Here is a 15491-nt window from a genome sequence, read left to right on the forward strand (position 1 = left end):
ATTTTTAACATTTCGATTGAAATATGAAGATTTTATTTGTTCACCAGAACTTTCCGGGCCAGTTCAAGTCTCTGCCGCGTTTTTTTCAGTCGCTAGGGCACGAGGTCCTGGCGCTGAAGCATGGGCAGGCCGTACCCATGGAAAATATTCGTGTCGTTGGCTACGAAGCGGCGCGTGGCAATACGCCAGGCGTTCACCCCTGGGCGCAGGAATTCGAAACCAAGGTGATACGCGGTGAGGCCTGCGCGCAAATGGCGAAGCGTCTTCAGGATGCCGGCTTCGAGCCGGATGTGATTTTTGCCCATCCTGGCTGGGGGGAAGTGCTGTTTTTGAAGGCTGTCTTCCCGAAAGCCAGGCTTGTCTGCCTGATGGAGTATTTTTATCGGCCGCAAGGGCAGGATATGGGCTTCGATCCGGAATTTTCCGCTCCGGATTTTACAGAGCAGGCGCGCCTGATCAGCAAGAATGCCAACTTGCTGCTGGCGATGGAAGCGATGGATCATGGGGTATCGCCCATGCCTTGGCAAGCTTCCACCCTGCCTGTCTGGGCGCAGGCCAAGACAAGGCTTATCCATGATGGAATCGATACCTCTGTATGTCGCCCCGATTCAACGGCGCAGCTCAGTTTGCCGGATCGAGGTATAACGATTCGTCCTGGCGATGAAGTGCTGACTTTTGTCGCGCGAAATCTCGAACCTGTTCGCGGTTATCATATTTTCATGCGGGCGCTGCCGGAGATCATGGCAACCAGGCCGAACCTGAAAGTATTTATCGTTGGGGGGCAGGATGTAAGTTATGGACACAGGCCACCGTCTGGTTCATACCGCGAGCGCTATTTGAATGAAGTGGTCAGCCGCCTTGATCCGAGTCGCGTTTTCTTTCTGGGCAAAGTCTCGTATCCCGTTTTTTTGCGCTTGATGCAGATTACGCGTTGCCATGTATACCTGACTTATCCTTTTGTCCTGTCGTGGTCGCTGCTGGAGGCCATGAGTGTGGAGGCGGTGGTGGTGGGTTCCAGGACTGCCCCGGTTCTGGATGTGATCGAACACGGTAAAAATGGTTTATTGGTGGATTTTTTCGATGTGGCCGGGCTGGCGAAGCAGGTTTGCGACGTGCTGGCCTACCCCGAGCGTTATAGCGGAATACGCCAGGCTGCCCGGCAAACCGTGCTGGAGCGCTTTGATCTGCAGGATGTGTCTTTGCCTGCGTATGCCGAGTTGCTGAAGGAGTGTTATTCAACCCGCTAGGTCGGCTGTCTCAGAACTGAGCGAATCATGGCTGCGTACGTGACCATGGCTACTGTGCTGCGAGGCATTATGGCTTTTTCTGCGGGCCCTTTTTCTCTACTACTTCCTTATAAAGCTGGGCCATCTCGGCGCACATGCGGCGGGCGGTAAACATCTGTTCGAATCGCCTGGCCGCATTGGTTCCAAATTTATGCGCTTCGTCTTCCTGTTCCCATAGGCGACGCATGGCTTCGCGCAAGGCCACTGGATCGCCAGGTGGTATTACTAGTCCGGTTTCCTCGTGCTGATTGACGAAGGTGGTGCCTGTGCCGATTTCGCAGCTGATCATGGGTTTGCCATACATGCAGGCTTCCAGCAGTGAAATACCAAAGGCCTCCGAGCGAAGATGAGAGGGAAAGACCATGGCATGGCTGAGTTGGAGCAGGCAGGCCTTGTCCTCATCATCAAGGCGTCCGAGAAACTGGACGTGATTCAATTCGAGGCGTCGAGCCTGGGTTTTCAGTGCTTCTTCCTCGGGGCCAGAGCCGATAATAACCAGTGGGTAATCCATATTCTTCAATGCTTCCAGGGCATTGTGGAGCCCTTTGTAATAGCGAAGCACGCCGACGAACAGAAAGAATTTTTCTCCAAGGCGCTGCCGCCAATAAGCTGTTTTGTCTGCCGAAACCTGTGGGTAGTCCTTGCGATCCAGGCCGAAGGGAATGACCACGGTCTTGTCTTGGTAGGCTTGAAGTACCTCGCTGGTGCGTTGGTAATTCGGCGATGCCACGACGATCCGATCCATGCTGTCCAGGAAACGGCGCATCAGTGGCCGGTATAACGTAAGCAGCAGGCGTTGGCGGACGATATCCGAGTGATACGTCAGTACTGTGGGGCGCCCATGCCGAGCACAAAAGTGCACAAGATCCATCATCGGCCACGGATAATGGAAATGTACGATATCGGCTTCGGCAGCCATTTTCTTGAACAGGCTGAAGACCTGAAGAGAAAAACCAGTGGATGCCAGATATAGATCCTGTCTTGCCCGTTGCACAGGGTGATCAGCCACTTTCAATTGTGCCGGGTGCGGGTTGGAGCTGAGGGTGAGCACCTGGCTATCGATATCGAACTGCCGCCCGCCTTGGCAGAGTTGGAAGATAACTTGTTCGATTCCGCCGGTGGTGTCGGGCAGGTAGGTCTTGAAAAAGTGCAGAACACGCATTGTTTCTAATGCTCGTCATGAAGGTGAAAGTTATTGAGACTGGAAAATAAACTGTCTGGATATATGAGATGTTGCTTTGATATTGCTCATGCATCCTGCATTTAATGGCGTAGCGAATAAGCTGGGAGCTTTATTTTTTGAATAATTAAATTGTCGCTGGAGTTGTCTATCTGGTTCAGTTTGTGACGCTGATAACACTATTGTTTTTTGGGGAACGGTAAGGTACGCAGTCTTGTTGGGTTCTTCGGTTTTCAAGCATATGCGTACGACACATGAAAATAGTCTGCAGGTCGCGCTGAAAGCTTGCAAAGGCAGTTTTATCTCGGTCGGGTTCTTCAGCTTTTTCGTCAACACCCTGATGCTGGTTCCTTCCTTCTATATGCTCCAGGTCTACGGCAGGGCCATCACCAGCCGCAGTGAAAGTACGCTGGTCATGCTGACGCTGATCATGACGCTTCTTATGCTGACCATGGGGACCCTGGAGTGGACCCGCTCACGCATCATGGTGCGGATCAGTACCCGGCTGGATGTACTGTTGAGCCGTAGCGTCTATCGGGCAAGCTTCAAGCGGGCACTGGACAGCGGGGGCATGGATGCATCCGCTCAGCCACTGAGCGACCTTACCGGGCTGCGCCAGTTCCTGACTGGTAATGGGCTCTTTGCCTTTTTCGATACGCCCTGGTTGCCGGTTTATATCGGCATGATGTTTCTTTTCCATCCGTGGTACGGCTGGATTGCGATTGCCAGTGCTCTCGTGTTGCTCTGCCTGGCTGCAGTCAATGAAAAACTGACCGGCAAGACTTTGCTGGAAGCCAACAAGGAAAATATCGCGGCCAGCCTTTACACCACCAAGAGCCTGCGTAACGCCGAAGTCATCGAGTCCATGGGGATGCTCCGTTCGCTGATGGATCGCTGGGGCATGCGCCAGAAGAAAGTGCTGCAACTGCAAGCGTCTGCGAGCGACCGGGGAGGGCTGATTACCTCGCTGTCCAAGATCTTTCGCATGCTGGTTCAGTCGTTGATCCTGGGGGTGGGCGCCTATTTGTCCATCGAGCAGGAAATTACTCCAGGTCTGATGATGGCAGGCTCCATTCTGCTGGGACGAGCCCTGGCGCCAATCGATTTGATGATCGGTAGTTGGAAAGGCTTCATCAATGCCCGTTCGCAGTATGCACGCCTCAACGAGATACTCGACGAGCAGAGGGACGAACAGCCGCGTATGTCGTTGCCCGCGCCTGAAGGCCATGTGTTTGTAGAAAATCTGATTGTCAGCGCGCCTGGCTCTCGTATCCCCATCATCAAGAACATCAATTTTGCTGTTCCAGCGGGTTCCGTGGTCGGCATCATCGGCCCCAGTGCATCGGGTAAGTCCACTTTGGCGCGGGCCTTGTTAGGGGTTTGGGCACCACAACATGGCGTGATTCGGCTCGATGGTGCCGACATCAATAACTGGGACAAGCAGGAGCTGGGTCCGCATGTCGGTTATCTGCCCCAGGATATCGAGTTATTCGAAGGGTCGATCAGTGAAAACATCGCGCGTTTTGGTCCGTTAGAGGCGGAAAAAATCATCGCGGCCGCGAAGATTGCCGGGGTTCACGACATGATCCTGCAATTGCCCGAGGGCTACGATACCGTGATTGGTAGTAGCGGTATCAACCTTTCCGGAGGCCAGCGCCAGCGTATCGGTCTGGCTCGCGCCATTTATGGCAGTCCGCGGCTGATTGTGCTGGATGAGCCCAATTCCAATCTGGACGATGTCGGCGAGCGCGCCTTGGCGCGAGCCATCCAGCAGCTCAAGGCGACCAAAGCCACGATTTTCATCATTACCCACCGTACCAGTGTCCTCGCCCAGGTTGATCGCCTGTTGATGTTGCGTAACGGCAGCATTGCCTTATATGGCCCGCGTGAAAAGGTATTGGCCGAACTCGCCAAGCAGCAACAGCAGATTGGCCAGGCAGTGGCCTCCCCGACCCCCGCCCAAGCCTGAGATGCCCCTGATGACGACTCCAACCGTTTCGATTGACGATAGTTTCGCCGACCTTCCGGTTTCCGACCGCCGTGTGCGCACTATCGGGCTGGTAATTGTTTTTCTCACCTTTGGGGTTTTCGGTACCTGGGCGGCGGTGGCACCGTTGGATAGTGCGGCATTGGCTACGGGTGTGGTGACCGTGCAGACTTATCGTAAAACGGTGCAGCATTTGGAAGGTGGTATCGTCAAGGATCTCCTTGTCCGCGATGGCGATGTGGTCAAGGTCGGTGATCCTCTGATCATCCTCGACGATACCCAGCTTCGCGCCGAATATGAAATGACTCGTAGCCAGCTCGTTGCCGCTCAAGCGATTGAAGCGCGTTTGACGGCCGAACGTGACGATTTACCCGCCATCAATTTTTCCAAAATGCTTGAAGTCGATAGTCTGCGGGCGATCGAGGCTCGTGAAGGCGAAACCCAGGTATTCAAGGCTCGCCGTAATGCGCGTCTGGGCGAAATCTCCGTGCAGCAAAAGCGTATCAGCCAGTTGAGCGAGCAGATCAATGGCTTGGGGCAGATTATCCGCACTAAAGGTGGTCTGGATAAATCCTATTCCAGCGAGATTGGCGAACTTAACGAACTGCTTTCAGAGGGGTTTGTGGACAAGCAGCGTTTGTTGGATCAGGAGCGCAAACTTGACATGCTCAAGTCCGAAATGGCCGATCACCGCTCCGAAATCACCAAGACCAAGTTGCAGATCAGCGAGACGGAGTTACAGATTCTCCAACTTAAAAAGGACTTCAATTCCGAAGTTGTCACTCAACTGGCCGAAGTACAGACGAAAGTATTCGACCTGCAGGAAAAAATGGCTGCCTTGAAGGATCGGATAAACCGATCGGTGATCAGTGCGCCTGAAAATGGAATGATTTTGGGGATGACGGTACACACTATCGGCGGCGTGGTCAGTCCGGCGACGCCTTTACTGGATATTGTCCCGTCCATTTCCGATTTGGTTGTCGAGGCTCAGGTTTCACCCATCGATATTGATCGGGTAAACGCTGGCAAGTCGGCGGATATCCGTTTCAGCTCATTCAGTAATGCTACAACGCCCGTGATAGATGGAGTGGTGCTGCATGTCTCGGCAGATCGCCTGATCAACGAGCAGACAGGCAACCCATATTACCTGGCCAGGGTAGGGTTGACTGAAGAAGGCTCCAAGCGACTCGGTTCGCTCAAGCTGTTGCCGGGCATGCCCGCCGAGGTTCTGATCAATACCGGCGAGCGCACCATGCTGCAGTATTTGATGCAGCCGGCCACCAATGCTTTCGCCAGATCCTTGATCGAGGATTGATGGTGCGTACTACTATTATCAGCTTTGGTCTCTTCTGTAGTTTGCTGGCCACACCAGTACACGCTGCTCGCTCGGAACCCCACACTAGAAGCGTTTCGGCTTCTTCTTATACATCGGATCTGGTACAGCTCTATCGCGAATCACGTCTGGAAGATCCACGTGTGCTGGCTGCATACGCCCGGGCTCAGGCAGGCAAGGATTATGAGCGCGAAGCGCTCGGTGCACTGCTGCCACAAGTGAATGCCAATAGCAGCCGCAACCGCATTACGCGTGACACCAAGATAAGCCGCGATTCCTACGATACCGAGCTTTATTCGCTGTCCTTGACCCAGCATCTCTATAACAAGCCGGTCTGGGAAAAATACCAGAAATCCAAGAGCCTGGCCCTTCAGGCCGAGTCCGAGGGTGAAGATGCCCAGGCCGAAGCTGCCGTGGATCTCGCCGAGCGTTATTTCGTTGCACTCGCAGCGGATGATGAACTGGAGCTGGTCATGGCCGAGCGCCGCACCACCCAGAAGAATCTTGACCGGATCAATGCGCTCTATACCAGGAAGATGGCAATGGTCACGGATGTGCTCGAACTGAAGGCGCGCGTGGATATGCTGGCTGCCTCGGAAATCGAGGCACGCAATCAGGTGCGTATCGCACGCGAGGCTTTATCCGAGATCGTTGGCCGATCGGTGACCGAAAAACTCAGCCGTGTCCGAGAAGATGTCGCCTTGATGGCTCCAAGCGAGGCACTGGATAGCTGGCTCGATAAAGCGCTTGTGGCGAACCCGGCCCTGGCAGCGCGCAAGGATGCGCTCGATGCTGCCGAGGCCGCGGTACGCGAAGGCTGGGGTGGTCATTATCCTTCGCTCAGTCTCAACCTCTCTGCCCAGCGCACCGACCAGGGATTCCAGAATACCCAGTCGGCGAAAGCTGACAGCTATGTTGCCAATCTCGGTGTCCAGGTGCCTATTTATAGCGGTGGCTCCACTTCTGCACGAGTAAGGGCGCTGAACAATGAACGCTTTGCTGCAGAGCAGGATCTTGAAATGCTGCGGCGCCAAGTGATCAGGGAAACCACCAGCTCTTATTTGACCGCCCAGTCCGGAGCGGAAAAGATCCGCGCTTCCTTCAAGGCTTTGGAGTCTGCCAAACAATCCAGTGTCGCGTCACAGAAAGGCTTCCAGTACGGCGTGGTCAATGCGGTAGACGTATTGACCAGCGTCCAGAAAGAATTTGAGGCACGACGCGATCTGCTCAAGGCTCAGTATGATTTTGTGAACAATCTGCTGGTGCTCAATCGTTGGGCAGGAAGCTTGAGTGAAGAAAGTATTGAAAGCGTTAATATCTGGCTGGTTCGTTGATGCTTGAAGCTGCCTTGCTTTAAATATCCAGGTTTTATGTTCGACTTGTATCAAGAGAAAGTGGGATAAATCATCTCCGATAGGCAAGCGGGCTAAGCACTGCCGAACGACGAGCTGCCCGCTATCACTTCGTGGATAAAGCCGTTATCGATGACTGACCCCGATTTCCGGCTCTATAGTCTGGGCTTTATTGGATAACGCGCTACATGCAATGGTATCCATCACATCGATACAGTTCGTAATTTCCTGTTTTGTAGCGCTTGTAAACAATACGTGCTTGAGTTGCTCTGCACTTTCCTTCCAGGTCAGCCAGGGCATCGTGCCGGAAGTTGGGTGCTGCCCTTTCTCGTATAGCCGCAACCAATCCTCGATTGCCGTTGCCAGTTCCTCGGCAGTTCGTCCTTCGAAGTAATAGGCATGCTCGCCAGCTACTTCACGGAATACCGGAATATCTCGAGCAATGATGGGCAGCTTGTGCTGGGCGGCTTCGATCAGGGGTAATCCGAAGCCTTCGCCTTCGGATGCAGCGATCAGGCAAGTAGAAGCCGCATAGGTTTTTTCCAGGTATTCGTCACTGATGCCGTCAAGCCAGAAGAGACGTTGGTTACATTCGGGATGGCTGCACAGCTTTTGGGTCAATTTTTCTACCATCCAGCCTTGCTTGCCTACGATAACCAGATTCGCATTTGTATCCCGTGCCCATAAATATTCGAAGGCTGCCAGGGCTTGGCTGTGTCCTTTTCGGGGCTCGATAGTACCCACTAGCAGGAACGTTGGTCTGCTACGCAGGCTCGTAAGTACTTTGGAAGCTCCTGTGGGTAAGCCTGCCGTAGGGGCAGAGCGACTGAGATCACCTCCTAGATGAAACCAGTTCACGCTGAATTTTCGCTCACGGACTACTTCATGCGTTTGTAACCAGGCTTTCAGTTCATTTGCTACGGCTTTTGAGATACAAATCGCACCATCCGATTCCGTAATTATCTGTAACCAGTTTTCCAATGCTTGAGTGAGTCCTTCAGGAAAACAGTGTGGAAGCTGAAGTAGGAGTAGATCGTATACAATGAACCGTACGCTCACTCCCTGGCGGCGCATGGCCTGATATACCTCTCGTTGTACGGAAGCGACTTCAGGTTGAAGATCCAAGCCGAGAAACACATCACCTGCATAGTAAGTAATTGGCTCGTCATGCAGGATATTATCGGGGCATTGCAGAAAACCAAGGGTGAATTGGCGGGCGTAGCGATAACCGGGCTGATCTATGGTGGCATATACCGGTTCGATCCTGTAATCCTGTGGTGGATTCAGTAGCCATTCCTGCAGGATGCTACGCACGACACGCTGGATGCCGCTTTTAGCATCGTGCTGTACTAACTCGGAAATATCGACCAACAGTTGCCGTTGTTGGAGCGGCGGGATGATAGAGCGGTCGATAGCTTCAGCTAAGGCCAGGCATTGCTGCGAATTGCTTGATACGTCTGTATGCTGTGCTAGGGCGCTGGTCAGCCTGTGAACGCTGCTTGCTGACTTACAGTGAAAGTATTCAATCGTTTCGAAATATTGATTGGCACAGGTGCTGGGGGCATGCTGAGTGCGGATGATTGCCCTGGCCTGTTCGCCGAGTCGTTGCCGTGCTTTCACATCCTGCCACAAAGACTGCAGCGCATAAATTAGTTGTGCATCTGTGAACTCGTCAGGCAGTTTCCAGACACCATCATCTGGGAGATCGGCCATGCTGCCGTTGGCATTCACGATCGTGGCCAAGCCATGATTCATGCAGTCGAGGACGGCGGCGGATGTTTCTCCACGTGAAAGCGTGCGTAGTTGCACGCCAACATCGGCGGCAACCAAGTAGCGCCGGAAAAGTATGCTGTCTGCCCAGCCAGTGATTCGGATCCGAGAGCTGCCCGGACTTGCGGATATTGCCTTGACAAGGCTTTCGCCATATTCGCTAGCAGTGTTGTCGCCAACGAATACCAGTATGCATTGCTCGTCCCGAGCCATTGGCGAACGCAGCCAGACATCCAGTAGGCGGTGATTGAGCTTGCTGGGGCCGAGTAAACCGAAGCTGCACACGAGAAAATCGTCTGGTCGCAGTCCCAAGGCTTCACGTGCCAGCTGCCGTTCCTGTTTCGAAGAAAAATCCGGTACCCGAAGAAGAGGAATCAATGCCCAGTCCTGGCCCGCTTTATCGCCATACCACTTCCGAGCCAGCCGTCGCGAGTTCTCCGAGTGGACGATAATGCCTTGGGCTTGCTCCAGCACTTTCTGGTTACACGGATAATACCAGACAGTCTCCATATCATCCTTGGCGAGGAAGCGGTGATATGGTGCCAAATAACCATGTGCTGTATACAGCGCTCGAGTCCAGAAGTTAGGTTCGTATCCACACCATTCCATGTGACGCACAAGACTGGAAAGGAAAAAGTCGTGCAGTATGACGACGCCAGGAATTTCCTCGAGGAGTGTCAACATATGCTGGTGGAAAGCGGAATTACCAACGTGGTAGAGGACGCGATCAAACGCCTTGGGATGGAGACGGAACCACTCCACTGTACGGATTGGGCAGTTTGCCCTGATCCAAGGCGTTGAGACAGACTCCTGCGCCACTATGACCTCAATATCATAATGGCGGGCCAGTTCAGGTAGTAGTTCGGCGCTGTAGTCGCTGATGCCGCTGTGTTCCGGCGGAAGCGGCGATACATAGGCCAGCCGTGGGCGGCAAACTGGCCTGCTTGCCATGTCGTCTTGTTCTTCTTGGCGGGCGATGCAGGCTTCGAGTGCATCGATCGCCAACTTGGCGCTTTTATCCCAGGAAAAGTTTTTAGCCTGCTCGATGCCTCGTTGTTCTAGAGTTTGGCGAAAATCTTCGTCTGTCAAAACCTGCTCTAGCTTCCGAGCGATGGAATCGTCGTCCAGCGGATCGAACAATGCCTCGTCACATCCTATGACTTCCGGCAGGCTGGAGGCATTAGCGGCAATCACTGCCCGGCCACACGCCATAGCTTCTAGGGCAGGTAAACCAAAGCCTTCATGCCAGGATGGGAAAACAAATATCTTGCACAGATTGTAGAGCGTAACTAGGTCTTCTTCGGAAACGAAACCTGTCAGAACCAGTTCCTTTCGTTGCAGCCCATGTTGTTTAGCAAGTGCTTCCAGGCGGATACGATCTTCCGGTCGAATAGAGCAGACGATGGCCAGTTGATGATTGTTTCTTAGATGGGCCGGCAGCCTGGCATAGGCTCGAACCAGACCTTCAATATTTTTACGATGGTCAATACCGCCCGTATACATCACGAAAGGTTGTTCGAAACCATATCGTTGAAGCACGCTGGCCTGCCGTTCAGAGGTGATAGGTTGCTTGTGAAAGTGCGCATCGGCAGCAGTCGAAATATTGACAACCTGCGCTTCACTAAAGCCAAGGTATCGTATGCCTTCCTGACGGGAAGACTCAGAGATGGCAAGCAATAGGTCGGCTCGGCGCAAATGGCCTATTTTATTCTCATACCACTCGGCCACCGACGGGTTATCCAGATAGGGGCTGCGATGGATCAGTGGAATCAGGTCATACAGGATAACGGCTGTTGGTATCGTTTGGTTCAGGCTGCCAATGCTGCTAACTGCATCATCTCCAAGACCTTCGAAAAGGCTGGTGACCAGCACCACGGAAGGGTTGAGGCTGGCAAGAAAAGCCTCGCGCAGGTATTCGGCTGCCTGACGAGCTCCGATATTGTTGTGATCCAAATAACCTACTGGTCCCGGAGCGTGCCAGACACGAATATTTTCGTGCGGCAGGAGTCCCTGAAAAGATGCGCGGATAGGCTCGATGGTATCCGGGAAAAATCCGCTGAGTGCTAGTAAGACCTCGTGTTCACCTTGACTTCTGATGATTGCCTCTACTAGAGAAGAGGTATAGCGGCCAATGCCCCGGTGGCGAGAGCCAGTTGATTGCGCACCCTGCAAATCAATAACAATACGCATCAAGGTGCATCCTTGTCCTGTATGGTTTTTTTCAACTGCGTGTGAATCCGGCGAGCTCTGGACGTCAGCAGCGAGAGGTCTTCAATGGGGTCGTTTTCCATTCCTTGCGGACTCGAAGCTTGTATTGGAACTGGTCCCAATAGACCGCGATTTAGAGCAAATAGCTTGAGATGCTGAAAAAGAATGGGATGTTGTCGCAACCTGTTGAGCAACTGCCGTTTCAACTCTGGCCTTGCCATGATCCGGCGTATGATTCGGGTGAGAAGAGGGCGTAGCAAGCGCCTCGTTATCTGTGACGACCAGCCCTTCACTCGTCGTAGGCTGGTTATCACCAGACGTAGCGGTTTGGTGATGCGCCAGGAGGTACTGTCGAGGAGGTTTTTTGCCTGCGTTTCATAAGCATTGGCTTGTAGCTGCCAATGGTGGGCACGTTGCTGTGCTTCATTGAGCTGCTGTCGGCTTTGCTGCAACTGTAGCTCAAACTGGTGAGTTTGTGCCCGTAGGGGGATTAGCTCTTCCGTTGCCTGCTGAGTTTGTTGGCGTAGCGTTTCGTTGGCGCTCTCCGCAGCGGCCTGCTTTATTTCAGCCTGGATAGTTCGGGCAATGCTTCCTCTTAAGGCTGCTTCGATTTCTCTGTCACGGCTTTCCGCTTTTTCGATACGTGATCCAGTATTTTCGAGTTGTAACCGAAACTGGTTGAGGATTACATCCGTATTGTCAGCCATTTCCTGCAACTGCTTCGTTTGCGCTTGTACCTGTTCCAGTTGCCTGTACAGCACCGTTTCAGTTTCGCTCGTGGTTTCTTTCAATCCTTGAAGTTCTCGTTGCAGGTCATTGTCGTAACGATTGGCTAGCGTATCGAGCGATAGGCCGCATTCCTTGTCGAAAGGTTGGTCGAAAAGCGCCATCTGTTTTGCAGGTGCTTCTTTCTGAGCCACTATTGCGTAGTCAGGGCTGACTCTGGCCAGTACATCCATCAGCGTAATGCGCTTGGCTTTCGCCAGTTCCGGAGGCTCCTGCAAGCGTAGTAGCTTGATTCGCGCAAAGCCGGTGTGTTCAGTAAGAAAGCTCAACAGCAGGTGGGGGATGGGACGCTCATGGGTGGGATCCAAGTAGAAGTTGTTGGTGCCGACCAAAAGATTTTCTGCATTGGGCGATTCCAGAATTAACAGGCCCGCAGGCTTTAGCACTCTCAGTGCCTCGGCTACCAGTTGTTGGAGATTTTCGAAGGGCATGTGTTCGGCAATATGAAAGCCGGAAACCAGTGCTTGGCTCTCGTCTGCCAAAAGCCTGAGGGTATCCACAGCCTCGCCTTGCTCTGCTGGCAAGTGCAAGGCGTTGCAGGCCTCCAGCATTCCCTGGTCAAGGTCAATGCCCCGTGCCTCGAAGCCACTTTCTTGCAGGATTTCCAACCATTCTCCACGGCCACAGCCAAGATCCAGTGTTGGACAGCTGGTATATAGCGTTTTCAATGGCTCGATAAAAGGCAGATAGACTGTCTGACGCTCTTTTATCAATTCTCGTGAACCACGAAGACATTCCTCAAAAGCGCGATAGAAGTGTTTTGTCATCGGTGAGACTCCATGACCAGCAATATCCGGAGCAGGGCGGTGAGTGCCTCTTTGAAGACTTCGAGTATGTTGAACACCGATATCAAGCCGTGCCACCTATGGTTACTGATATTGGAGACCGATCGGTCAAAACAATCCTTGATCATATAAACAACTCGTTAGTTTTTATCTATACGGTCTTGCTGTCGCACAATCCGCGTGGAGATTCCTGGCGGAAAAGAAGCTCTTTTTCGGTATTGGAGCATTCAGGCTTTCTCTGCATCGAGTTGAAAATCGAGTAGGGCACGCTTGAGCTGTTCCGCACTTTCCCTCCACGTTAGCCAAGACATATTTTCGGAAGATGGGTGCCGTCCTTCTCTGTACAAACACAACCAGTCGGCGATTGCTCTTGCCAAGTCTTCCGCCGCCAGCCCCTTGAAATAATAGGCATGTTCGCCGGCGACCTCTTGGAATACTGGAATATCACGAGCAATGATGGGCAATTTGTAGCGAGCAGCTTCAGTCAAGGGCAGGCCAAAGCCTTCGTCTTCGGAAGCGGCGATCAGGCAATTCGAGGCGGTATAGAGCTTTTCCAGAAATTCGTCACTGACACCGCCGAGCCATAAAAGACGCTGGCCGTGCTCTGGATGGACCGCCAATTTCGTACAAAAATCGGACATCATCCAGCCTTCCTTCCCTACAATGACCCAGGTCAGATCGGAGCCAGTCTCCCACAGCATTTCAAACGCTGACAGGATTTGTGGATATTGCTTACGCGGTTCTATGGTTCCTACCGATAGGAAGCATGGCCGATGACTTATCAAGTCTATTTTCTCTGCCCAGTCATCCGGTAATCCGCGACTAGGAGAAGATTTGATTAAATCCGCGCCAAGATGGAAAAAGGAAATCTTGAATTTTTCTCCTTTTAAAATGGCAGGAAGCATTTCGAACCAGTGTCGATAGTTGACTGCAACAGCTTGCGATATGCATAAGACACCGTTGTTTTCCGATGTAACGCCGAGCCAGTCGAGATACCCGGCTATGTCTTTTTCTGCAAAAAAAATCGGCAATCTGACCGGTAACAAATCGTAAACAACGAAATATACGGCCGCCCCTTTTTCTCTTATGCGGCGGTATAAACCTTGTCGAGAGGCAGGCACCACATAGCCACCTGCAAGATCCAGACAGAGCAGGATGTCTCTTGCTGAAAAGTCTATTTCACAAGATGGTTGGTTACTATCAGCAACCAGTTCTCCATGCTGCAAGGAGATATAGGCTTTTTCATAGCGCCATCTTGCATTCTCATGTTCGAGATAGACCGGAATGATCTCAAAAGAATCCTCTTGATCCTCCAGCAGAGCTGCGAGTATCGCCCTGACAACACGCTGAATTCCGGTCTGGAAGTCATTTTTGTAAACGACGGATATATCGACAAAAATCTTGGCTCGTCTGTTTTCGGACAGTACCCAGGGATCAACCCTACTTTCTGTTTCGTCGCTCCTGGCTGCGTGAAAAATGGCGGAAAAAATTTTTCTCGCACTTTCGCTCCAGGTAATCCATTGCATATTTCTAGATAGTGGATGAGCGCTTCGGCGATACAGCTCCAGCCACTCCCTGATCTTGTGGCCGAATTCTGTCGAATCTGCTTCTTGAAAATAGTAGGCACACTCTCCGGCAATTTCTCTAAAAACCTGAATATTTCGGGCAATGATGGGCAGATTATGCTGTGCCGCTTCGATGAGCGGCAGCCCGAATCCTTCGTCTTCGGAGGCGGCAATCAGACAGGTAGCGGTAGCATATATCTGCTCCAGGTACTCATCACTGATGCCTTCAAGCCAGAAAAGCCGTTTCTCCCGCTCTGGGTGTGAGTGCAGGCATTCGATAGTTTGGGGAATGGTTCTGCGCATTTCATCGGGAAGCCCTATCCAGCCTTCCTTGCCGACGATGATCAGGTTGATATCCACCCCTGCACGCCAAAGCTGTGTGAAGGCATCCAGCACAAACAGGTAACCTTTGCGTGGCTCGATGGTACCGACCATGAGAAATGTTGGTCGTACCCTGCATGCGTCCAGCACGCCCAATGCATCTTCAGGAAGCCCTTTGGTTGGCGCGGAATTATTTATATCGGCACCAAGGTGGACAGCTATCACGTGAAACGGGTGCCCGTTTCTTTTGACATGTTGTGAGCACCAGGCATGCAGCTTATTGGCAACCGACTGTGTGATGCATACGGCTCCGTCCATGGCTGCAACAGCAGACAGCCAGCGTGCATGCCCTGTATCTGCTCCTGGAGGAAAGGTATGCGGATGTGATAGCGGGAGCAGGTCATACACCATGAAATAGACTTGAACACCTTTCGCGCGCAAGCCGTCGAAAAAACCTTCTCGCGAAGCATCGATAAGCAGCCCCCCGGATATGTCCAACCCCAATACAATATCGCCGCATGCAGGGTGAGTTATTTCATCTTCAAGAACATTCGAGGCAATACCAAGCATCTCGGCTGTATAACGCCTTGCGTAAAAATAGCGCCAGGCACAACCTTTCTTGTCCAGATAAACCGGTTCGACTCGGTATCCAGTTGGTGGGTTTTCTATCAGTGCAATAGTTAGTGCCCGAGCGACACGCTCTATGCCGGTTTTCAAATCGTTACGGTGCGTGGCCGAAAGATCCAGATAAAGAACGTTGATCGGGTTCTTTCTTGATATCGAGGTACCCAACTTCTCTTTCAACTCCCGAGATTCTGCTGCATGCAGGCTGGTATCACGGCCAGTTTGTTGAGTGCTAAATCGCATTCATTTCACGGCCTCTTCAAAAAGATCGTTTGCCAGAGCGAGCTGTGCTGG

General features: G+C 52.5%; 8 protein-coding genes. 4 read left to right on the plus strand and 4 right to left on the minus strand.

What is annotated here, in order from left to right; genetic code table 11:
* Positions 1–137: 137 nt before the first annotated feature.
* Positions 138–1247, plus strand: coding sequence for a glycosyltransferase (locus FHR87_RS04160; protein WP_246335786.1), 1110 nt, complete (start codon positions 138–140; stop codon positions 1245–1247).
* Between the two features lie 67 nt (positions 1248–1314).
* Here the strand turns inward: FHR87_RS04160 and FHR87_RS04165 are convergent, their stop codons facing one another.
* The gene (locus FHR87_RS04165; RefSeq protein WP_183165467.1) at positions 1315–2448 is read right to left on the minus strand and encodes a glycosyltransferase family 4 protein; all 1134 of its coding nucleotides are present in this window, start codon (positions 2446–2448) and stop codon (positions 1315–1317) included.
* Between the two features lie 259 nt (positions 2449–2707).
* Here FHR87_RS04165 and FHR87_RS04170 point away from each other — a divergent pair, with 259 nt between their 5' ends.
* The 3 genes from FHR87_RS04170 to FHR87_RS04180 are packed head-to-tail and all read left to right on the plus strand — an operon-like array spanning position 2708 to position 7120.
* Positions 2708–4435, plus strand: a complete 1728-nt coding sequence (locus FHR87_RS04170) for a type I secretion system permease/ATPase (RefSeq protein ID WP_183165468.1) — start codon at positions 2708–2710, stop codon at positions 4433–4435.
* Positions 4436–4445: 10 nt separating this feature from the next.
* Positions 4446–5768: an HlyD family type I secretion periplasmic adaptor subunit gene (locus FHR87_RS04175; RefSeq protein WP_183165469.1), complete on the plus strand. Its 1323-nt coding sequence runs from the start codon at positions 4446–4448 to the stop codon at positions 5766–5768.
* Positions 5768–7120 (plus strand): TolC family outer membrane protein, encoded by a 1353-nt coding sequence (locus FHR87_RS04180; protein WP_183165470.1) that lies wholly within the window; start codon positions 5768–5770, stop codon positions 7118–7120. Before FHR87_RS04175 ends, FHR87_RS04180 begins: the two co-directional genes overlap by 1 nt.
* Positions 7121–7264: 144 nt before the next feature.
* On the opposite strand, the gene FHR87_RS04185 is transcribed toward FHR87_RS04180, so the two are convergent.
* From FHR87_RS04185 to FHR87_RS04195, 3 genes are all read right to left on the minus strand, one after another.
* Positions 7265–11098: a glycosyltransferase gene (locus tag FHR87_RS04185; RefSeq protein ID WP_183165471.1), complete on the minus strand. Its 3834-nt coding sequence runs from the start codon at positions 11096–11098 to the stop codon at positions 7265–7267.
* On the minus strand, positions 11098–12669 hold the full coding sequence (locus tag FHR87_RS04190) for a class I SAM-dependent methyltransferase (protein ID WP_183165472.1): 1572 nt from the start codon (positions 12667–12669) through the stop codon (positions 11098–11100). Before FHR87_RS04190 ends, FHR87_RS04185 begins: the two co-directional genes overlap by 1 nt.
* 245 nt (positions 12670–12914) lie before the next feature.
* Positions 12915–15440, minus strand: a complete 2526-nt coding sequence (locus tag FHR87_RS04195) for a glycosyltransferase family 4 protein (RefSeq protein ID WP_183165473.1) — start codon at positions 15438–15440, stop codon at positions 12915–12917.
* Positions 15441–15491: the final 51 nt, after the last annotated feature.

It is taken from the genome of Azomonas macrocytogenes (genome assembly GCF_014191985.1).
Lineage (GTDB): Bacteria > Pseudomonadota > Gammaproteobacteria > Pseudomonadales > Pseudomonadaceae > Azomonas > Azomonas macrocytogenes.

Bases quoted from the DNA above. Each gene is read 5' to 3' on its own strand.
- FHR87_RS04165 (WP_183165467.1), bottom strand. From the start codon at position 2,448: ATGCGTGTTCTGCACTTTTTCAAGACCTACCTGCCCGACACCACCGGC.
- FHR87_RS04190 (WP_183165472.1), bottom strand. From the start codon at position 12,669: ATGACAAAACACTTCTATCGCGCTTTTGAGGAATGTCTTCGTGGTTCA.
- FHR87_RS04195 (WP_183165473.1), bottom strand. From the start codon at position 15,440: ATGCGATTTAGCACTCAACAAACTGGCCGTGATACCAGCCTGCATGCA.
- FHR87_RS04185 (WP_183165471.1), bottom strand. From the start codon at position 11,098: ATGCGTATTGTTATTGATTTGCAGGGTGCGCAATCAACTGGCTCTCGC.
- FHR87_RS04175 (WP_183165469.1), top strand. From the start codon at position 4,446: ATGACGACTCCAACCGTTTCGATTGACGATAGTTTCGCCGACCTTCCG.
- FHR87_RS04160 (WP_246335786.1), top strand. From the start codon at position 138: ATGGAAAATATTCGTGTCGTTGGCTACGAAGCGGCGCGTGGCAATACG.
- FHR87_RS04180 (WP_183165470.1), top strand. From the start codon at position 5,768: ATGGTGCGTACTACTATTATCAGCTTTGGTCTCTTCTGTAGTTTGCTG.
- FHR87_RS04170 (WP_183165468.1), top strand. From the start codon at position 2,708: ATGCGTACGACACATGAAAATAGTCTGCAGGTCGCGCTGAAAGCTTGC.